We start from the raw sequence: 19,583 nt of genomic DNA, 5'->3' as shown, positions 1-19,583 counted from the left end.
TCGGTGCCCTAGAAGCCGCCCTGCGCGCCCGAGGAAGTCGAGCCGTGCGCCGGGTCGGTCGTCACGCTCAGCGAGTACGTGTCACCGCTCGTGTCATGCGGGCTGCTGTCATGCTGGAACTGGGCCGCGATGGTGAACGGGCCGGCCTGGATGGCGTTGCCCTGCTTGAGGGTGAATGTGTAAATGAGACCGCCCGCGTTCGGGTTCACCGACACGTCGAACTGCCCGATGTCATGATCCGACCAGAAATTCTCTTTCGAGTAGCCGGCATTCGGCGTGATCCGGATGGTCAGCTGCAGCGCGGTGACCGGGTCCTGGAGGGTGATGTGCACGTCCTCCTCGGTCCACTGCGCGTTGCTGGACGCAGCGAGCGCGCCGACCGCTCTGACCAGCGACGGACCCGAGCCCGAGGGCGGCGCTGACGCGGAGGCCGGTGGGCTCTCACTCGGGCCGGCCGACTTGGTCGCCGTCTGCGCGCCCTGGCCGTTGGCGCTGGTGTGCGTAGCCGAAGCGGCCGGACCGGCCTGCGAGTGGTCGTTCGCGCCGGATGGCACCCCACTGGCGGCGGGCAGGCCGCTGTGACCCGTGGCGGCTTCCGGCGACGAGTGCGGCTGATCATTCGCGACCGTCGCAGTCACCGCGACAGCCACCGTCGCGCACAGCGCCGCCGCCGCGATGCCTGCGGGAATGCCGGCCAGCCGCATTCCCAGGACTGGAATGCGTACCCCGCCACCGACGCCTCTCGCCTTGCCGCCGCCGTCCTCGAGCCGCTCGTCGAGCAGCGTGCGGATCCGGTGCGTGTCGGGCTCGTACCCGGCGAACTCGGAGTCGAGGACCTCGGTCAGCCACACGCTGCCGAGTTCGGAGCTGCTGCGCACGGCGAGCGCCGCTTCCTCCCGGGCGCCGCCACCCGCGCCGCTCTCGCCCGCCCTGCCACCACGTACCGGGTTTGTCATCGCTGGGCCGCCCCGTCCTTGGCCGCCCCGTTCTTAACCGCGCGCCCGTTCGGACGCGCGCCGAGCAATGTGGCCAGTTCGGCCACGCCCCGCGAGGTCTGGCTCTTGACCGTTCCGACCGATATCCCCAGCGTCGTGGCGGTTTCCTGCTCGCTGAGGCCGTAGTAGTGCCGCAGCACGACGCAGGCCCGCTTGCGCACCGGAAGCCGCCGCAGCGCCTCTCGCACGTCCGCGCTCGCGGCCAGGTCGGGCCCGTCCACCCGATCGGTCCACGCCGCGCCGAGCAGCCGCCAGCCACGCCGCTCGCGCACCAGCCGGCGCACCCGGCTGGCCGCCAGGTTCACCACGATCCGGCGCACGTAGGCCAGTGGCACGTCCGAGCCGGTGACCTGCTCCCAGCGCTTCCAGGCCTGGGTGAACGCTTCCGCGGTCAGGTCTTCGGCCGCGTCCGGGTCGCCGGACAGCAGGAAGGCCAGCCTGGCCAGGTCGCGGTGATGCGCGTCGAAGAACGCGTCGAAGCTGGCCCGGGCCTCCGCGTCGAAGGCCCGCGCCGAGCGCAGGTGAGTCACCGTGGTCGCCGCCACGGTAGTGGACCGTAGCAGCCGTAATCGGATCGCGACAGGGTACGTGACCTTATCTCGCTATGTTCGGGCGCTGATTCACTGCTCGGCGGACGGTGAATTCGATAGCTGATTTCAGTCGGTGACCCGGTCGCCGGCGGGCGCGCGGGACGTGCGGATCACGCCGTCCGCATCGCTTCCCGGTCACATCTTCCCGGTGGCGCCCGTTTCACTCAGGGCTCGGAGACTGTTTCTCACTGACCCCGGAGATTGCCTCAGATCCGTTTCGGTACCGTGACCGCGACCAGTTCGGTGCCGTCCCCGCTCAGCGAGAGGTTGGTGGTCAGCGAGGCGAGTTCGCCGAGCCTGGACAGGTGGGTGCCACCGCAGTCGATCGAGGCGGCGCCCTCGGGCAGCGCGCAGGTCCAGCGCCGGCGCGCGGTCAACTCCGGGCCAGGCGCCTGGACGCGAACCGGTGCGTCGGCCGCGATCCACCCGGCCAGCCGCGCGTTGACCCGCGCGGTGATCTCGCCGAGCGCGTCGGCCAGGCCCTCGGCGTCGAAGCCCTTTCTGCGCAATGACTTGCCGATCCGGTACCGGTCGGTGCTCGCGTGCTCGTCCATCCGCGAACCGTCCATCGCCAGCGCGTCGAAGTCCGGCGAGCCGAGCGCGTCGAGCCGCGCCTGCTTGCGCCAGCGCTCGGCCAGCGCCTCGTTGAGCGCCAGGGCGAGCAGGTGGCAGCCGGTGTGCGCGGCGGAAAGCGCCGCCCGGCGTGCCGAGTCGGCGCGCAGCACGACCGCGCGGCCGAGCAGCGCCTCCGGCTCGGCGGGCGCGCAGGCGAACTCGACCAGGTGGACGGCGAGCCAGGTCCACTGCGGATCACCCCGGCGCACCGGGATCTGCTCGCCGAGCGCGAACTCGCCGGCCGGCCCGACCGCGCCGGTCACACAGTCCACGATCGGGCAGCGTGCGCCGCCGAAGTCGGACGAGTTGACGAACTCCATCGTGCCGGTGTCACCCGGCTGGTCCGGCCAACTGTGGTCGAGCGGATGAAACGGCGTGGTGTCCGTCACGACGCCGATGACGCCGCCAGGTAAGGGCACTGCGGCGACGATGGTCGAGCTGCCCTCCGTGGTGCCGCTGGGAAATGTCACCAGCGTCGTGGTGTGCGGAAACGCCATGGCTCCAGTGTCGCATCTACGGCGCGCCGAGGTCAGACGTTCGCGCAGACCGCTGGCTTGACGTAGGCCGGTCAGGATGAGTCAGACGGGCGAGCAGTGCTGAACGTTTCGCATAATTTGCTACGATATGTCGCGTTCTTGGCCGGGATATGATCCGAACGTGGCTGATGGGACACGAGCGCAGACCCCAGCGGGTGAGGTCGGCCTCCCGGTGCGGCACACTGCGCGCATCATTCTCGCGGACGGCCACGACAGGATCCTGCTCTTCCACTTCGTCGACCCGGAATCGCTGACGCCTGGCGGCGCCTGGTGGGGGACACCCGGCGGCGGGGTTGACGAAGGCGAGTCCCTTCCACAGGCCGCCGCGCGCGAGCTGTTCGAGGAGACCGGTCTGCGCGTCCCGGCGGAGCGCTTCGACCGGATCATCGCGGTCAACAGCGGCGTGGCCCGTTTCGCCGGCCTGGAGCGCTGGTTCGAGAACCACTACTACTTCCTGCGCGCCGAAGGCTTCGAGCTGAACCCGTCCGGCTGGGAGGAGGTCGAGCGCGGCCTCATCGCCGGGCACCGCTGGTGGGCGGCCGGCGAACTGGCGGCGACGGACGCGATCATTCATCCGCCCGGTCTCGCCCGCCTCCTGCCGGACCTGCTCGCCGGGCGGCTGCCAGCCGAGCCTGTCGCGGTTGGTTAGGTCGTTTACCCACGGCCCAGGCTTGACCTCCCCGTTTTCCGCCCGATCGCCCGATATCGTTCCGTCATGGCGCACGGCACCTTGTCCATCGATCTCAACGCCGACCTCGGCGAGGGCTTCGGCCGCTGGCAGCTGACCGACGACGAGGCGCTGCTGGCCATCGTGACCAGTGCGAACGTGGCCTGCGGCTTCCATGCCGGCGACCCGTCCACGATGCGCCGCGTGTGCGCTCTCGCCGCCGCGCACGGCGTCCGGATCGGCGCGCAGGTCTCCTACCGCGACCTGGCCGGATTCGGCCGCCGCGCGATGGACGTCCCGCCGCGCGAACTGGCCGACGAGGTCGCCTACCAGATCGGCGCGCTACGGGTTTTCGCCCGCGCTGCTGGCGCGGACGTGGCCTACGTGAAACCGCACGGCGCTCTCTACAACCGCATCGTGTGGGACGAGGGCCAGGCCGACGCCGTCGTCGACGGGATCCTGCTGTCCGGCGGCGAACTGCCGGTCCTCGGCCTCCCGGGATCGGCGGTGCATCGAGCGGCGGGCGCGGCGCGGCTGCCGATCGTCATCGAGGCATTCGCCGATCGTGCGTACCGGCCGGACGGCACTCTCGTGCCGCGTACCGAACCGGGGGCGGTCCTGCACGACCCGGAGCAAGTAGTGAAACGGTCTGTAGGCATCGCGACGGAAGGCTCGGTGATCGCGGCGACCGGCGACCGCATTCCCGTCGCGGCGGATTCCCTGTGCCTGCACGGCGATACGCCGGGGGCCGTCGACCTCGCCGTGCGGGTGCGCGAAGCACTGACCGCAGCCGGTGTCAGTATTCGACCATTCGTCGCCTAGGCGGGCAGCGGCCGTGATTGCGCTTCGATACGGACCGCACGCACTGCTCGTCGAGTGCGCAGATCTCGCCGAAGTCGCGGCCCTGCACGCCGATCTGCTGCGCCGCCGGGTCGAAGGCACGCTGCCACCGGTCGACGACATCGTCCCGGCCGAGCGAACGGTCCTGATTGACGGTCTCGCTGATCCGGCGCGGCTCGCCGCGCTGCTGGCGAACTGGAAACCAGCCGCCGCCCAAGCCGCGTTCGGCTCCACAATCCGCATCCCCGTCCACTACGACGGCCCGGATCTGGCCGAAGTCGCCAAGGCGTGGGGCGTGTCAGCGGACGAGGTCGCGGCGATCCACTCAGCCCACGAATATCGCGTCGCCTTTTGCGGATTCTCCCCGGGCTTCGCCTATCTGACCGGCCTGCCGGAGCGCTACCAACTACCGCGCCGGGCGACCCCGCGTGCGAGCGTGCCGCCTGGCTCGGTCGCCGTGGCAGGGCCCTACACGGGGGTCTATCCCAGCGCGTCACCTGGCGGTTGGAATTTGATCGGCACGACCGACGCAGACCTCTGGGATCTGGACCGTGCGGAACCCGCGCTGCTCGTTCCTGGCAGCACCGTGCGCTTCGTCCCGGTCAGCGGCGCTTCAGCCGTCGCACGACGTGGCCGGACCGCGGCCGCCGCCACACCCCCGCCGCCGGCCTCCGTACCCGCTATCGAAATCACCCGGGCGGGCGCGCTCACCACGCTCCAGGACCTCGGCCGTCCCGGATACGCGTACCTCGGAGTCCCGCGCAGCGGCGCACTGGACCAGGCCGCGCATCGCCTCGCCAATCATCTTGTAGGCAACAACCCAGACGCCGCGACGCTGGAGGCGACGGTCAGTGGCCTGACGCTCAGGGCGCTAGCGCCGATCGTCGTCGCGGTTTGCGGCGCTGTCGCCCCGGTGCGCGTCGACGGCCGCCCGGCGCCGTGGTCCGCTCCGATCGCGTTGCAGACGGGCCAGACGCTCGACGTCGGCACGGCGACCCAAGGCGTGCGGAACTACATCGCCATCGCCGGCGGCATCACTGTTGCGCCGGTACTCGGCAGCCGCTCCACCGATCTGCTTTCCGGCCTCGGCAGCAAGGGGCGCCTTCGCGACGGCGACCTTCTCCCGATCGGCAAGGCTGCCGGACCACCGCAGCCCGCTGACACCTACCCGGTCACGGTGGCCGCCGCGGCCGATCCCGGGTCGATGATCGAACTCCCGATCGTGCTCGGCCCGCGGCCCGCCGCCTTCCCGGAGTCAGCCTGGCAGCTGCTCACGACGCGCGAGTTCACGGTTTCGCCCACGTCGAACCGGATCGCGCTGCGCCTCGACGGCCCGGCCCTGCCGCGCACCGGGGCGGACACGATCGCGAGCGAGGGCGCGGTCCTCGGCGCGATCCAGGTCCCGGCCGACGGCCACCCGATCATCTTCCTGGCCGACCATCCGCCGACCGGCGGCTATCCGGTGATCGGGGTCCTGCCCGCCGCCGCCCTCGGCCCGGCGGCCCAAGCGCCGCCCGGAACCCGAATCCGCTTCCGGTCCAGCGGCGCCTAAAGCATTGGACGTTCTACCTGGGCGAACGCATCACAGTGCCCTGTGTCTCGCTCGACTGGACACTTTTGCCGTGCCCTAGCGAACCCGGTGCGCACCCTGCGCCGGGATCGCCCGGAAGATCTCCGCCTGCGGCAGCGCCGCCAGCACGCTCTCGCTGACCTGCTCCGCGTCGCCGACCGACACCAGCGCGATCGCGCTGCCGCCGAAGCCGCCGCCGGTCATCCGCGCGCCATGGGCACCCGCACGCAGCGCCGCGTCGACGACGACATCCAATTCGTCGCAGGAGACTTCGAAATCGTCACGCAGGGACACGTGCGACGCTGTCATCAGCTCACCCGCCGCGCGCAGCCGCTCGCCGACCAGCTCGCCCTCCGTCAGCAGGCTGACGAACTGCTCGACCCGCTCGTCCTCGGTCACCACGTGCCGCACTCGGCGCGCGGTGACCTCGTCGAGTTCCCGCTGCGCTCGCTCGAGATCGGCCGGCGTCAGGTCCCGCAGCGCCCGCACGCCGAGCGCCGCCGCCGCCTTCTCGCAGCTCGCCCGCCGCGCCGGATAGCCGGACTCGCCGTGGTCGTGGCTGACCTTCGTGTCGATCACCAGCAAGGTGAGACCGGCCGCGGCCAGATCGAAGGGGTGCGGCGCGATCTCGAACGAGCGGGTGTCGATGAACAGCACCCTGCCATCCTCGCCGAACGCCGAGGCGAGCTGGTCCAGCGGGCCGCACGGGACGTTCGCGTACGCGTTCTCAGCGTACTGCGAAAGGCGCGCGAGGTCCGCGGTGCTGAGGTCCGTCTCGGCTCCGGCCAGCCCGGCGAGAGCCAGGCCGGTCGAGCACTCCAGCGCCGCCGACGAGGAAAGGCCCGCGCCGACCGGGACCGTGGAAACGAACGCCAGGTCAGCGCCGGTGAAGTTCTCCTTCAGGATGCCGGCGCCGCGCAGCGCCCAGGCGACGCCCGCCGGGTACTCGGTCCAGCCCTGCGGAAAGCCCGGAGTGAGCGCCGCCAGATCCACCTCGATCACCCGCTGGTCGCCCGCCGACGACACCACGCGCAACCGGCCATCCGTCCGCTTCGCCGCCGCGACCACCGTGTACCGGTCGATCGCCATCGGCAGCACGAAACCCTCGTTGTAGTCGGTGTGCTCGCCGATGACGTTCACCCGGCCGGGCGCGGCCCACAGGCCCTGCGGCCGGCCGCCGTATACGGACTCGAACAGCTTGGTCGCCTCGGCGGCGATCGGGTCGACGACGTTCACTGACTGCCTGCTTCCCAAGGGCTGAACGGGCGGGAGGAAGAAAGAGAAAAGGGCGAGTTACCGAGCTCGTGCGCTGTTACCGGCCTTCGGCGCGAACGGCCTGCGCGAAGCTCCAAGCGTCGGCGACCATCGTGTCGAGGTCCACATGCTGCGGGCGCCAGCCGAGTTCCGTTTCCGCGCGCTGCGCTCCGGCCACGAGCGTCGCGGGATCGCCGGCCCGGCGCTCCGCCTCCGCCTGCGGGATGTCCCGGCCGGTGACCCGGCGCGCGGCGTCGATCACTTCGCGCACCGTGAAACCGCGGCCGTTGCCGAGGTTGCAGATCAGGTGCTCGCCCTCGTGCGCGCGGTGCAACGCGCGCAGGTGCGCGTCGGCGAGGTCTGCGACGTGGATGTAGTCGCGGATGCAGGTGCCGTCCGGGGTCGGATAGTCGGTCCCGAACAAGGTGATCGCGGGCCGCTCGCCCAGCGCGGCCTTCAAGACCAGCGGAATCAGGTGCGACTCAGGATCGTGCCGCTCGCCGAAGCCGTTGTAGGACCCTGCGACGTTGAAGTACCGCAGCGAAACGGCGGCCAGGCCATGCGCGATCGCCTCGGCCGAGATCATGTGGTCCACGGCCAGTTTCGTCGCGCCGTACGGGCTCGTCGGAGCGGTGCGCGCGGTCTCCAGGATCGGCACCGTCTCCGGCTCGCCGTACACCGCGGCCGTCGAGGAGAACACCAGCTTCCGGACCCCGGCCTCGCGCATCGCGTCGAGCAGCAGGTGCGTGCCGACGACGTTGTTCGCCCAGTACTTCTCCGGCTTCGCGACCGACTCGCCGACCTGTGAGAACGCCGCGAAGTGCAGCACGGCCGCGAACGAGGGGTCGAGCACCTTGGCCGCGGTGTCGTGGATCCGGCCCTCGACGAACTCCGCGCCCTGCGGAACGCCGACCCGGTGCCCGGTGGACAGATCATCGAGCACTGTCACGCGGTACCCGGATTCGAGCAGCCGCGCGGCCACCACCGAGCCGATATAGCCCGCGCCACCCGTCACCAGAACCCGCGCGCCGTCCGCCGGACCGGGCGTCAGAGTCATCCCGCAACCTCTCGCAGTCTCGCGGCCGCCCGCTCGGGCGACACATCGTTCATGAAGGCACCCATCCCGGATTCCGTGCCGGCCAGGTACTTGAGCTTGTCCGCGGTGCGCAGCACGGTGAACAGCTCAAGGTGCAGGGCCAGCTCGGGCCGGGTCCCGGTCGGGGCGACCGGTGCCTGGTGCCAAGCCGCAATGTACGGGGTCGGGGCTGAGCGTCCGGTGAACAGCCGATCAAAACGTCCCAAGAGCTCCAAGTACACGCTGGGGAATGCCGAGCGCTGCGCATCGTCGAGCTTGGTGAAGTCGCCGACCCGCCGGTTCGGGTACAGGTGCACCTCGTACGGCCAGCGCGCGGCGAACGGCACGAACGCCGTCCACTCCTCGTTCTCCAGCACCACCCGGCTGCCGGCCCGCTCCGCCGCGAGCACGTCGTCGAAGAGGTTGCGGCCGGTGCGCTCCCGGTGCGCGGCGGCGCTGTCCACCGCGCGCGCGGTCTTCGGGGTCAGATAGGGGAACGCATAGACCTGGCCGTGCGGGTGCGTCAGCGTGACGCCGATCTCGTTGCCCCGGTTCTCGAAGCAGTACACCTGGCGCGTGCCGGGCAGCGCCGAAAGCTCGGCGGTGCGGTCGGTCCACGCCTCCAGCACCAGCAGCACCCGAGCTTCATCGAGGCTTGCGAAGGTGGCGTTGTGATCCGAGGTGAAGCAGACCACTTCGCAGCGCCCTCCGCCCACGTGCGCGCGATGCGGCAGCGGACCGGTGAGCGTATCCTGCTCCGCCGGGAGCCCGCTGAGCGAAGGGAACCGGTTCTCGAAGACGACGACCTCGTAGTCCGGGGCGGGGATCTCGCTGTGCCACTCGGGCGTCGAGGGGCACAGCGGGCAGCTGTTGGTCGGCGGAAGATACGGCCGGCCCTGCCGGTGCGCGGCCACCGCGACCCACTCGCCCTGCACCGGGTCGAAGCGGGTTTCGCTGGTGGTGTCGACTGGCTCAAGCGGCCGCTGATCGGCGAACGCGCCCCGTGTCTCGGCGTCGCCGGCGTCGTAATAGATCAGCTCACGGCCGTCCGCCAGCTGCGTGACTGTCTTCTTCACCGGTAGCTCCTTCATCGAACATATTCAAACACGGTTGAACGTTAACTCACAAGGGCTAGCATGGTTTCGAACGTTCGACACAGTCGCTCGTCCCGGACGAGAATTGGGCGCAGCCGCACCGCGAACGAGCCGGAACGCGGGGGGTCGCGAAGGCGAGAAGGAGCAGCGATGGCTCAGGTCGACACGGACGACGGCCGAGGGCTGCTGGCCGAACAGCGCCGCGCCGCGATCGCGGCCGAAGTGCGCGCCCGCGGCGGGGTGCGGGTGACTGACCTGGTGCTGCGCTTCGGTGTCTCCGACATGACGGTCCGCCGCGACCTCGACGCGCTGGCCCGCGACGGGCTGCTGGAAAAGGTGCACGGCGGCGCGGTCGCGCTCGGCGAGTCCAGCGCGCACGAGCCGGGCTTCGAGGCCAAGCGCACCCTGGAGACCGCGGCCAAGGAGGCGATCGCCGAGGCGGCCGCGGCCCTGGTCCCACGCGGCGGCGCGGTCGCGCTGTCGGCCGGAACGACCACCTTCGCCCTCGCGCGCCGGCTCACCGACGTCTCCGACCTGACCGTGGTCACCAACTCGATGCGCATCGCCGAACTCTTCGCGCAGCGGTTGCGTCCGCCCGGAGCCCGGCATGGCGCGACTGTGGTGCTCACCGGCGGGATGCGCACCCCGTCTGACGCCCTGGTCGGCCCGGTCGCGGATCAGGCGATCCGCTCGCTGAACTTCGACCTGGCGTTCGTGGGCTGCCATGGCATCTCGATCGGCGCCGGCCTTTCCACGCCGAACCTGGCCGAGGCGGAGACCAACCGGGCACTGATCGCGGCCGCGCGGCGGGTCGTCGCCGTCGCCGACCACAGCAAGTGGGGACTGGCCGGGCTGGCCACCTTCGCCCCGCTGTCCGCCGTGGACACCTGGGTGACCGATGGCGGACTGCCGGAGGTAGCCCGCGCTGAGGCCACCGAACACATCCGCCACCTCCTCATCGCATAACCGACCCGGTCACTCGGGCGCGTCGCGCTTGTTACGCGCCACACGCCCGAGCGCCGTGCGCCGCTAACGCCGATTGTCCGTTGACGCTGCCTGTCCCGCTCAGCGAGACACAGAGTCCTTAGATTCGTGTCAGCTATCCGGCCGTGTGGTCCAGCGTGAACGGATGCACCGATCCATCCGCGCTCACCCGCCGCACCGACTCCAGCGTGTCAGGCGTCTGCGTGTCGAACTCGACGCCCGCGTCAGCCGCCGCACGCCGCAAAATCTCACGCAGCGTCGCCGGATCCAGTCGCGTCGAGACGTACCAGGCCTGGCCCTCGCCGAGCTGATGCCGTGTCACCGCCGGATGCCCGGCCGCCGGACCGTCCGCATACGTCAGCACCGCCTCGGCGCCGCGCAGCTCGACCGGCTCGCTCCACACGGTCCCGCTGCCCGCCACCTCGGCTTCGCTGCCGCCGGTGTCCGCCGCACTGTGCACAGCCACCGACTGTCCCGCCGCCAGCGGCAGAAACTCATCCACGCGCACGCCCAGCACATCGCGCAACGCGCCGGGATAGCCGCCGAGGTGCACCGCGTCGTTCTCGTCCACGATGCCCGAGAAGTACGAGACGACCAGCGTCCCGCCGCCCTCGACGTATCGCCGCAGGTTCGCCGCCTCCTCGGCGCGCAGGACATACGACTGCGGCACCACGACCAGCCGGTAGCGCGACAGATCCATACTCTGGTGCGCGAAGTCCGCCGTCACGTGCGCCCGCCACAGCTGCTCGTAGTAGGCGAACTGCATGTCGAGGAACCGCACGTCCACCGAGGGCCGCGAGTCCAGCTCCAGTGCCCACCACGACTCCCAGTCGAACAGGACCGCCGTGTCCGCCTCGACCCGCGCGCCGCGCACCGGGCGCAGTTCACGCAGCTGACGGCCCAGCTCGACGACGTCGCGCCAGATCCGCGAGTCGGTGCCCGCGTGCGGGACCATCGCCGAGTGGTACTTCTCGGTGCCGGCCCGCGAGGCGCGCCACTGGAAGTACATGATGCCGTCCGCGCCGCGCGCCAGGTGCGCCAGCGAGTTGCGGATCATTTCGCCGGGCAGCTTGGCGACGTTGCGCGGCTGCCAGTTCACCGCGCCGGTCGAGTGCTCCATCAGCAGCCACGGCGCGCCGCCGGCCAGCGACCGGCACAGGTCGGCGGCCATCGACAGCTCGATGTGCCGCACCGGCGAGCCGGCCGTGGTGTAGTGGTCGTCCGAGACCAGGTCCACCTCGCGCGCCCACGACCACAGGTCCATCGGCTTGTTGAGCACTGCCATGAAGTTCGTGGTCACCGGGATGGCCGGGTTGTGCGCCTTCACGATGTCCCGCTGCGCCTTGAACAGCTCGAGCATCGAAGCCGAGCTGAAGCGCGCGAAATCGAGCCGCTGCGCGTGGTTCACGTCAGCCGGGGCCTCGCGAGGCGCGTCGATCTCGTCCCAGGCGGTGATCGTCTGGCCCCAGAACGCGGTACCCCACGCCTCGTTGAGCGCGTCCAGCGTGCGGTACCTCGCCTGCGCCCACTCCTGGAACGCGGTAACCGAAGCAGGGCAGTAGCACTCGGCTACGTGGCAGCCGTACTCGTTGTGGATGTGCCAAAGCACGACCGCAGGGTGGTCGGAGTACCGCGCGGCGAGCTGCTCAGCGATTCGATTGCAGGCGGCGATGTACTCCGGCGCGTGCGGGCAGTAAGTCTGCCGCGAAGCACCGCCGAGCACCTTGCCGTCACGCGTCACCGGCCGGATGTCCGGGTGTGCCTTGAGGAACCAAGCCGGGGGAGCGGCGGTCGGCGTGGCCAAGTCGACCGCGATGCCGCCCTCGTGCAGCAGATCGATGATCCGATCCAGCCAGCCGAACTCGAACTTGCCCGGCTCCGGCTCGAGCTTGACCCAGGAGAAGATGCCGAGGCTGACCAGGTTCACCCCGGCCTCGCGCATCAGCGCGACGTCCTCGGTCCACACCTCTTCCGGCCACTGCTCCGGGTTGTAGTCCCCGCCATACGCGATCCCGTCGAGCCGCGGCCAACCCGCCCGCTCAGCGCCATACGGAACCTGCGCGCCATACCCCGCTGTCACCCCACCCGTGCCAGCCATTGCGATCTCCTCTCACCGATCTTCCGCGCCGTTCGTATCACGCTTCCCGAACGATGCGCACGCTCCCAGCCGGTATGCGGACAGATCCGATGAACGCCTCGCCGGTCAGTAGGTCGACGCCAGACGCCGCTACCGCAGCCTCTTGCTGCCCGTGATTGATCGCGAACAGGTATGACGTGTCATCTGATGCCTTACGCCGCACCAGTTCCAGCGTGTCGGGGGTTTCCGTATCGAACGTGACGCCCGCATCAGCCGCCGCGAGCCGCAAGATCTCACGCAGCGTCTCCGCGTCCGGCCTGGTTGAGACGTACCAAGCGTGCCCATCCCCGTAGGGATGTCTCGTTACCGCAGGCTTACCCTCCGCCGGACCGTCGGCGTACGTCAGCACCGCCTCGGCGCCGCGCAGTTCGACGTCCTCGGCCCACACCGTTGCGGTCCCGATCGTCTCCCCGCCTCCCAGCCCGATCGTCCAGTCCGCCCGCAGCGGCAGAAACTCCTCGACCAGCACACCGAGCAGGTCACGCAGCGCTCCTGGATAGCCGCCGAGGTGAACCGAGTCATGCTCGTCCACGATCCCCGAGAAGTACGAGACGACCAGCGTGCCGCCGCCGCGCACGTACCGCCGCAGATTCTCGGCCCACTCCTCCCGGCACAAGTACATCTGCGGCACGACCACCATCCGGTATTGCGACAAGTCAGCGCTCGGATGCGCGAAGTCGACGCCTACATGCGCGCGCCACAGCGCCTCGTAGTAGGCCAGCTGCCGCTCCTTGAACTCCAGGTCGACCGAAGGCCGGAACGCGTGCTCGAGCGCCCACCACGACTCCCAGTCCCACAGCAGCGCGGCGTCAGCGACCGTTGTCGAGCCCTGGAGCGGACGCAGCGCGGCCAGGTCCGCACCGAGGCTGACCACCTCCCGCCAGATCCGCGAGCGGGTGCCGCCGTGCGGAACCATCGCCGAGTGGAACTTCTCCCCGCCGCCGCGCGAGGCCCGCCACTGGAAGAACAGCGCGCCATCCGCGCCCCGCGCCACATGCGCCAGCGAGTTGCGCCGCATCTCGCCGGGCCGTTTGGCCAGATTGCGCGGCTGCCAGCTGACCGCACTGGTCGAGTGCTCCATCAGCAACCAGGGACCGCCGCCGCCGACCGAGCGGGTGAAGTCCGCGCACAGGGCTAGTTCGATGTGATTGTCCGGTCGCTCCGCCGAGAGGTAGTGGTCGTTCGCGGCGAGGTCGGTCTGCGCGGCCCAGGCCCAGAAATCCAGCGATTTGCAGTTGATCAGCTGCAAGTTGGTCGTGATCGGCACCTCGGCGCGCCCAGCGGCTGTCGTCTGTGCCCTGATCACATCGCGCTCGGCCGTGTACAGCTCCAGCAGCGAATCCGACGTGAAGCGCTGGAAGTCGAGCCGGTGCGTTGGGTTCACATCTGCCATCGGGGCGCGGCGCGGGGCATCGATTTGCTCCCAATCCGAGTACTGCTGGCCCCAGAATGACGTGGTCCACGCGGCATTGAGCGCGTCAAGGCTGCCGTAACGAGCGCGCAGCCAGTCTCGGAACGCGGCCGCTGATACCGCGCAGTAGCACTCCGCGGTCGGTGCGCCGTACTCGTTGTGGACGTGCCACATGACGACCGCCGGATGTGCGGCGTACCGCGCCGCGAGCTGCTCTGCAATCTGCCGGCACGCCGCACGGTACTCAGACGCGTGCGGACAGTAGGTCTGCCGGGCCGAACCGCCGAGCACCACGCCCTCACGCGTCACCGGTCGCACATGTGGGTAGCGCGCGAGGAACCAGGCCGGTGCGGCCGCGGTCGGCGTCGCCAAATCAACCGCGATGCCGGCCTCATGCAACAGGCCGACGACCCGGTCCAGCCAGCCGAACTCGAACCTGCCCGGCTCGGGTTCCAGCAGCGCCCAGGAGAAGATGCCGAGGCTGATCAGGTTCACCCCGGCTTCGCGCATCAGCGCGACATCCTCGACCCACACCTCCTGCGGCCACTGCTCCGGGTTGTAGTCCGCTCCATAGGCGAGCGCGTCGAGCCGCGGCCACCGCGCGGCGGAAGGCCGCGGCGAGGCCGCCGGACCCGTCGCGCCGTCCGCGGCGCGACCGGCCGCGGCCGCCCGCTCTACCTGGAGAGTCATCGAAATACCTCTTGCTTCTGCACGCGGGGCGAGGTGCCGATTGGGAGCGCTCACGGATCGGTAACGGAGTAGTCTCGCTCTGTTCTAGCCCTTGGCGACCTCTTGACAGGAGAAGATCCTGTCATGAATCTGGGAGCGTTCACAACGCCGTAACGGGAAAAGTTACCGCTCACCGTCTGGCTCAACCACCCGCCCACCATCTTTCCCCTTGGAGTGGCAATGAAGCTCTCCCGCGCCGCCACCTCGGCCGCGTGCGCCGTCGCCGCGGTCGCCCTCGCGGCAGGCTGCTCGTCGTCCAGCGGCTCGTCCCACCCGAACGCCGCGGACACGAATCAGAAGGTGAACCTGACCTTCTGGTCCTGGGTGCCGAACATGGACAAGATCGTGGCCGCCTGGAACAAGACGCATCCCAACATCCAGGTCACCTTCACCAAGGCGGCCGGCGGAGACCCTGAGCTGACCAAGCTGCTCACCTCGGGCAAGGCGCACACGATGCCGGACCTCGCGCAGGTCGAGTACCAGTCGCTGCCGACCATGGTGTCCAACAACTACCTGGCTGACATCTCGCAGTACGTCAACAACATCAAGAGCGACTACCCGGAAGGGCTGTGGAACCAGGTCACCCTCGGTACCAGCGCCGTCTACGGCGTACCGCAGGACGCTGCTCCGCTCGCGTACTTCTACCGCACCGATCTGTTCAAGCAGTATGGGCTGACGCCGCCGACCACGTGGGCCCAGTACCAGACCGAGGCCGAGCAGGTGCACAAGGCCCACCCGAACGTCTACCTCGGCGACACCGCCACCACCGATGGCGGCCTGTTCTCCGGGCTGACCCAGCAGGCCGGGGCCAAGTGGTGGTCCGCATCCGGCAACTCGTGGACTGTCGGCATCGACTCCGCGGCCTCGCAGAAGGTCGCCTCGTACTGGGGAAACCTGGTGAAGGAAGGCGCGGTCGACAACAAGACCGCGTGGACCGCCGACTGGAGCAAGGCGCTGGACAACGGCACTTATCTCTCGTGGGTCGCGGCCGTGTGGGCGCCGGGCACGCTGGCCTCCGAGGCGGCGGACACCTCGGGCAAGTGGGCGATGGCCCCGCTGCCGCAGTGGAACGCGGGCGATCAGGTAACCGGTAACTGGGGCGGCTCGGCTACTTCCGTCACATCGGACTCCAAGCACCCGCAGCAGGCCGCTGAGTTCATCACCTGGCTCAACCACCAGAGCGAGGGCGTCAACCTGCTTGTCTCACAGGGCAACGTGTACCCTGCCTCGCTCGCCGCTGAGGGCAGTTCCGCGCTGACCGTCCCGGCCTTCGTCGGCGGCCAGAGCGACTTCTACACGCTGGCGAAGCAGTACTCGCAGCAGGCCGCCACGGCGACCTGGGGTCCGGACGTGAACGTCGCCTACAGCGCCTTCTCTGACGCATTCGGCGCGGCCGCGACGAACAAGGGCGACTTCCTAGCCGCGCTGTCCACCGTGCAGCAGAAGGTGGTCGCGGACATGAAGACCAACGGCTTCACCGTCAGCGGAAGCTGATCTCGCTCGACGTACCGCCGCTTCGCATTCCCGCCGGCTTCTCAATCCACCCGCTCCTCAATACCACCGGGCCCTGCGATCCGCCGCACCGGCTCGCAGGTCCCGGTTTCAAGCCCGTATACCCAGATCCGAGGAGAAGCAACATGACGGCGACCGCAGTCGTCGACGCGCCCGGCAAGTCCGGGACAGCGCCGCGCCGGGCGCGCTGGAACCCGGCTCCGCGCCGTACCCCGTACGCCTTCCTGGTGCCGGCGGTCGTGCTTTTCACCGCGGTGTTCCTCGTGCCGCTGGGCTACACGGTGTTCCTGTCCACCCAGAAGACCCAGATCCAGGGGCTCGGCCTGGGCCGCAACGCGCGCAAACAGGTCTTCACCGGATTCGGCAACTACACGGCCGTGTTCCATGACTCAGAGTTCCGGCACAGCATCCTGCGCGCGCTGCTCTATGGCTGCATCCTGATCCCGCTGATGCTCGGCCTGGCCACGGTTTTCGCCCTGATCCTCGACGCGCAGCGGGTCCGCTTCCAGCGCCTCGGCAGGATCGCGATCTTCCTGCCTTACGCGGTGCCGACGATCATCGGATCGATGCTCTGGGGCATGATGTATCTGCCCTCTGTCTCACCGTTCGTGTCCGTCATGCACACGCTGTTCGGCGTCACGAGCATCAACTTCTTCGGCTCGCGCGCGGTCTACCTGTCCATCGCGAACATCGGTATCTGGGGCGGCACCGGCTTCAACATGATGGTGCTGTACACCTCGCTGCGTTCGCTGCCGCAGGAGGTCTATGAGGCCGCGCGGCTGGACGGCTCAAGCGAGCTGCAGATCGCGCTGCGCATCAAGCTGCCGATGATCCGGCCCTCGGTCATCATGACCGCGATCTTCTCGACCATCGCCACGCTGCAGGTCTTCAACGAACCCAATACCCTGCGACAGGTCTCCTACGGCGTGGTCTCCGCGACGTGGACCCCGCTGATGAAGGTGTATCACGACACGTATACCGGCGATGACGTGTTCGCCGGGTCGGCCGAGTCGATCATCATCGCGGTGCTGATGTTCGCCGTCTCGATCGCCGTGCTGCGCCTGACGAACCGCCACACCTTCGGAGGCGAATCCAAGTGACCACCCTCACCGCCTCTTCCCGCGGCTACGCTCCTCGCCGCCCCCGCCGCACGGCTCTCATCCCGACCGGCATCCTCCTGCTGGGCACGCTCTACGCGCTGCTCCCGGTTGCCTGGGTCGTGATCGCTTCCACCAAGAACAACACCGAGCTGTTCAACCTCTCCGCTTTCAAGCCAGGCTCGGCCCTCTTCCAGAATCTCAGTACGCTGACCTCCTATCGCGGCGGCATCTTCTGGAGCTGGATGTGGAACACCGCGATCTACGCCGGCGGCGGTGCGATCCTGTCCGCCGCGCTCTCCGCCTTGACCGGCTACACCTTTGCCAAGTACCAGTTCCGCGGTAAGTCAGTCCTCTTCAACCTCATCCTCGTCGGCGTGCTCGTTCCCGCGGTGGTGCTCGCGGTGCCGCAGTACCTGCTCGTCGCCAAGCTCAACCTCGCCGACACGTACTGGTCGGTCCTCATCCCGTCCATCGTCTCCCCGTACGGCATCTATCTTGCCCGCATCTACGCCGGCGCATCAGTGCCCGACGAGGTCATCGAGGCGGCGCGAATGGATGGGTCAAGCGAATGGCGCACGTTCCTGCGCATCGGTGTGCCGATGATGGCGCCGGGACTGGTGACGATCTTCCTGTTCCAGTTCGTGGCCATCTGGAACAACTTCCTGCTGCCCTGGTTGATGCTCAGCAGCGACACCAAATACCCGCTCACGGTCGGCCTCTACACGCTCCTGAGCCAAGGCACCCAGCAGCCCGCGCTGTACACGGTGGTGATCACGGGCTCGCTGTTGTCGATCGTGCCGTTGGTCGTGCTGTTCTTCCTGCTTCAGCGGTTCTGGCGGGTCGATCTTTCAGCGGGGTCGGTCAAGTGACAGACTGCTGGCACCAGGCCAGGGTGTGGACGAGGACAGGTGGAGTGCGGTGAGCGGCAACGGGGTCGGAAACGGCGCGCCACCGCGGCGCGTTCGGCCCACGATCGAGGACGTGGCGGCCGAGGCGGGAGTCTCGCGCGGCACGGTGTCCCGAGTCCTCAACGGCGGGGTCAACGTCTCGCCGACCGCGCTCGCCGCGGTGAACAAGGCGATCAAGCAAACCGGCTACGTGGTCAACCACCACGCCCGTTCGCTGGTCACCCAGCGCTCCCGGTCGGTCGCGTTCATCCTGTCCGAGCCGCAGGAGAAATTCTTCGAGGACCCCAACTTCCCGATCCTGCTGCGCGGCTGCACCCAGGCGCTGGCCGAGCACGACATGCCGCTGCTGCTCTCGATCGCGGGCACGGAGGAGGACCGCGAGCGGGTGGTGCGCTTTATCGCGGCCGGCCACATCGACGGCGCGCTGCTGGTCTCCACGCACGCGGGCAACCCGGTGGTCGACCGGCTGACCGGCCTCGGCGTCCCCGCCGTCGCGTGCGGTCTGCCAATCGGTCACGAGCTCGACCTGGCGTACGTCGCGGTCAACGAGGCGGAAGGAGCCCGCCAGGCGACCGCGCACCTAGCCGCCCGCGCAAGGACGAGGATCGGAACGGTCACCGGCCCGATGGACACCCCGGGCGGCCGCGACCGGCTCAAGGGCTACCAGGACGCGCTGCGCACGGCCGGCCTGCCCGAGGACGACGCGCTCATCGCGCACGGCGACTACACGCAGGCCTCCGGCGACGCGGCGATGACCAAGCTGCTGGAGGCGAACCCGGATCTGGACGCGGTCTTCGTCGCATCCGACCTCATGGCGGTCGGCGCGATCGATGCGCTCACGCGAGCGGGAAAGCGGGTTCCCGACGACGTGGCGGTCGTGGGCTTCGACGACTCCCCGGCGGCCCTGACCGCGCGCCCGCAGCTCACCACGGTCCGCCAGCCCTTCCGCCGGATCTCCCAGGAAATGGTCCGCCTGCTGCTCGCCCGACTCGACGGCCAGGACCCCGCCGCCGTGATACTCCCGACCGAGCTGGTTGTTCGGGCCTCCACCTGAGTGCCTAACGGCTTGGCGGCCGGGCCTGCATCCACCGCCGGGCCTAAGCCGCTCCGCTGCGCTCCGTAGATGACGCCTGCGGCTGGCGCGCTCCGCGCGGAAGATCGCCCACTCACCCGCCCTGCTCCGCGTCCTCGCTGGCGCTCGGCCGTCACGCGAATCAGAGCGCTGGCTCATCGTCGACGATCCGGCAAAAGGGTCCCGGAGGTTCGGGGTGATCTCATTTCGGCCGGATCGGCACAGGCGTCTCATAACATCCGTGTTATAAAAGGGGGTACACTTGAGCTGGAGCCTGAAGTTGAAGAGTGGTACGGCAAGCTCGATGACACACGGCGCGCCCAGGCGTATATGCACTTTGAACTGCTTGAGGAGATGGGCATATCGCTCGGGATGCCATACGCACGCCAACTGAATGGGCAGCTCTGGGAGTTGCGTTTCTACTGTGGCGGCGTGCAACAAAGAGTGAGCTACTGGATCGCGCCCGGGCGCCGGATCGTCCTGCTTACCGTCTT

Annotated in this window: 17 protein-coding genes; 9 read left to right on the top strand and 8 right to left on the bottom strand. The window is 69.2% G+C overall.

The annotated features are described in order from the left end of the window. Positions 1–8 precede the first annotated feature (8 nt). From VN779_RS11520 to VN779_RS11510, 3 genes are all read right to left on the bottom strand, one after another. Positions 9–956 (bottom strand): hypothetical protein, encoded by a 948-nt coding sequence (locus VN779_RS11520; protein WP_325722474.1) that lies wholly within the window; start codon positions 954–956, stop codon positions 9–11. Beyond that, complete coding sequence (locus VN779_RS11515; protein WP_325722473.1) at positions 953–1,540, bottom strand: SigE family RNA polymerase sigma factor; 588 nt, start codon at positions 1,538–1,540, stop codon at positions 953–955. The genes VN779_RS11520 and VN779_RS11515 overlap by 4 nt, the downstream gene beginning before the upstream one ends. A 251-nt stretch (positions 1,541–1,791) precedes the next feature. Beyond that, positions 1,792–2,697, bottom strand: coding sequence for a metal-dependent hydrolase (locus VN779_RS11510; RefSeq protein WP_325722472.1), 906 nt, complete (start codon positions 2,695–2,697; stop codon positions 1,792–1,794). A gap of 160 nt (positions 2,698–2,857) precedes the next feature. Between VN779_RS11510 and VN779_RS11505 the strand changes: the two genes are divergently transcribed. The 3 genes from VN779_RS11505 (at position 2,858) to VN779_RS11495 (ending at position 5,795) form a co-directional block, all read left to right on the top strand. Further along, complete coding sequence (locus VN779_RS11505; RefSeq protein ID WP_325722471.1) at positions 2,858–3,385, top strand: NUDIX hydrolase; 528 nt, start codon at positions 2,858–2,860, stop codon at positions 3,383–3,385. Positions 3,386–3,451: 66 nt separating this feature from the next. Then, positions 3,452–4,225: a 5-oxoprolinase subunit PxpA gene (locus tag VN779_RS11500; RefSeq protein ID WP_325722470.1), complete on the top strand. Its 774-nt coding sequence runs from the start codon at positions 3,452–3,454 to the stop codon at positions 4,223–4,225. A 13-nt stretch (positions 4,226–4,238) separates the two neighbouring features. Further along, positions 4,239–5,795: an urea amidolyase family protein gene (locus VN779_RS11495; protein ID WP_325722469.1), complete on the top strand. Its 1,557-nt coding sequence runs from the start codon at positions 4,239–4,241 to the stop codon at positions 5,793–5,795. 75 nt (positions 5,796–5,870) lie between these two features. Here the strand turns inward: VN779_RS11495 and galK are convergent, their stop codons facing one another. From galK to galT, 3 genes are all read right to left on the bottom strand, one after another. Further along, positions 5,871–7,049 (bottom strand): galactokinase, encoded by a 1,179-nt coding sequence (gene galK, locus VN779_RS11490; protein ID WP_325722468.1) that lies wholly within the window; start codon positions 7,047–7,049, stop codon positions 5,871–5,873. Positions 7,050–7,125: 76 nt separating this feature from the next. Beyond that, positions 7,126–8,124 carry a UDP-glucose 4-epimerase GalE gene (gene galE / locus VN779_RS11485; RefSeq protein ID WP_325722467.1) on the bottom strand — a complete coding sequence of 333 codons (999 nt, stop codon included), beginning with the start codon at positions 8,122–8,124 and terminating at the stop codon, positions 7,126–7,128. Next, positions 8,121–9,218 (bottom strand): galactose-1-phosphate uridylyltransferase, encoded by a 1,098-nt coding sequence (gene galT, locus VN779_RS11480; RefSeq protein WP_325722466.1) that lies wholly within the window; start codon positions 9,216–9,218, stop codon positions 8,121–8,123. The genes galE and galT overlap by 4 nt, the downstream gene beginning before the upstream one ends. A 168-nt stretch (positions 9,219–9,386) precedes the next feature. Here galT and VN779_RS11475 point away from each other — a divergent pair, with 168 nt between their 5' ends. Further along, positions 9,387–10,202, top strand: coding sequence for a DeoR/GlpR family DNA-binding transcription regulator (locus VN779_RS11475; protein WP_325722465.1), 816 nt, complete (start codon positions 9,387–9,389; stop codon positions 10,200–10,202). A 133-nt stretch (positions 10,203–10,335) separates the two neighbouring features. Here the strand turns inward: VN779_RS11475 and VN779_RS11470 are convergent, their stop codons facing one another. Further along, on the bottom strand, positions 10,336–12,318 hold the full coding sequence (locus VN779_RS11470; RefSeq protein WP_325722464.1) for a beta-galactosidase: 1,983 nt from the start codon (positions 12,316–12,318) through the stop codon (positions 10,336–10,338). 37 nt (positions 12,319–12,355) lie between these two features. Further along, positions 12,356–14,458, bottom strand: a complete 2,103-nt coding sequence (locus VN779_RS11465; RefSeq protein WP_325722463.1) for a beta-galactosidase — start codon at positions 14,456–14,458, stop codon at positions 12,356–12,358. A gap of 219 nt (positions 14,459–14,677) precedes the next feature. Here VN779_RS11465 and VN779_RS11460 point away from each other — a divergent pair, with 219 nt between their 5' ends. The 5 genes from VN779_RS11460 to VN779_RS26665 all read left to right on the top strand — a co-directional run. Next, positions 14,678–15,991 carry an ABC transporter substrate-binding protein gene (locus VN779_RS11460; RefSeq protein ID WP_325722462.1) on the top strand — a complete coding sequence of 438 codons (1,314 nt, stop codon included), beginning with the start codon at positions 14,678–14,680 and terminating at the stop codon, positions 15,989–15,991. Positions 15,992–16,134: 143 nt separating this feature from the next. Then, complete coding sequence (locus VN779_RS11455) at positions 16,135–17,109, top strand: sugar ABC transporter permease (protein WP_325722461.1); 975 nt, start codon at positions 16,135–16,137, stop codon at positions 17,107–17,109. Continuing rightward, entirely contained in the window at positions 17,100–17,978 is an 879-nt protein-coding gene (locus VN779_RS11450; protein WP_414639648.1) for a carbohydrate ABC transporter permease, read from the top strand. Before VN779_RS11455 ends, VN779_RS11450 begins: the two co-directional genes overlap by 10 nt. 49 nt (positions 17,979–18,027) lie before the next feature. Further along, positions 18,028–19,071, top strand: a complete 1,044-nt coding sequence (locus tag VN779_RS11445) for a LacI family DNA-binding transcriptional regulator (RefSeq protein ID WP_325722459.1) — start codon at positions 18,028–18,030, stop codon at positions 19,069–19,071. A 69-nt stretch (positions 19,072–19,140) separates the two neighbouring features. Continuing rightward, positions 19,141–19,583 (top strand): type II toxin-antitoxin system RelE/ParE family toxin (locus VN779_RS26665; protein WP_414639644.1); only part of this gene is annotated, 443 nt, incomplete at its 3' end.

It is taken from the genome of Actinocrinis sp. (genome assembly GCF_035605935.1).
GTDB lineage: Bacteria > Actinomycetota > Actinomycetes > Streptomycetales > Catenulisporaceae > Actinocrinis.
Note: the sequence above shows the minus strand (reverse complement) of the source record. Positions and strands in the feature narration are given on the sequence as shown.

Bases quoted from the DNA above. Each gene is read 5' to 3' on its own strand.
- VN779_RS11510 (WP_325722472.1), bottom strand. From the start codon at position 2,697: ATGGCGTTTCCGCACACCACGACGCTGGTGACATTTCCCAGCGGCACC.
- VN779_RS11470 (WP_325722464.1), bottom strand. From the start codon at position 12,318: ATGGCTGGCACGGGTGGGGTGACAGCGGGGTATGGCGCGCAGGTTCCG.
- VN779_RS11500 (WP_325722470.1), top strand. From the start codon at position 3,452: ATGGCGCACGGCACCTTGTCCATCGATCTCAACGCCGACCTCGGCGAG.
- VN779_RS11455 (WP_325722461.1), top strand. From the start codon at position 16,135: ATGACGGCGACCGCAGTCGTCGACGCGCCCGGCAAGTCCGGGACAGCG.
- VN779_RS11460 (WP_325722462.1), top strand. From the start codon at position 14,678: ATGAAGCTCTCCCGCGCCGCCACCTCGGCCGCGTGCGCCGTCGCCGCG.
- VN779_RS11520 (WP_325722474.1), bottom strand. From the start codon at position 956: ATGACAAACCCGGTACGTGGTGGCAGGGCGGGCGAGAGCGGCGCGGGT.
- VN779_RS11465 (WP_325722463.1), bottom strand. From the start codon at position 14,458: ATGACTCTCCAGGTAGAGCGGGCGGCCGCGGCCGGTCGCGCCGCGGAC.
- galE (WP_325722467.1), bottom strand. From the start codon at position 8,124: ATGACTCTGACGCCCGGTCCGGCGGACGGCGCGCGGGTTCTGGTGACG.
- VN779_RS11475 (WP_325722465.1), top strand. From the start codon at position 9,387: ATGGCTCAGGTCGACACGGACGACGGCCGAGGGCTGCTGGCCGAACAG.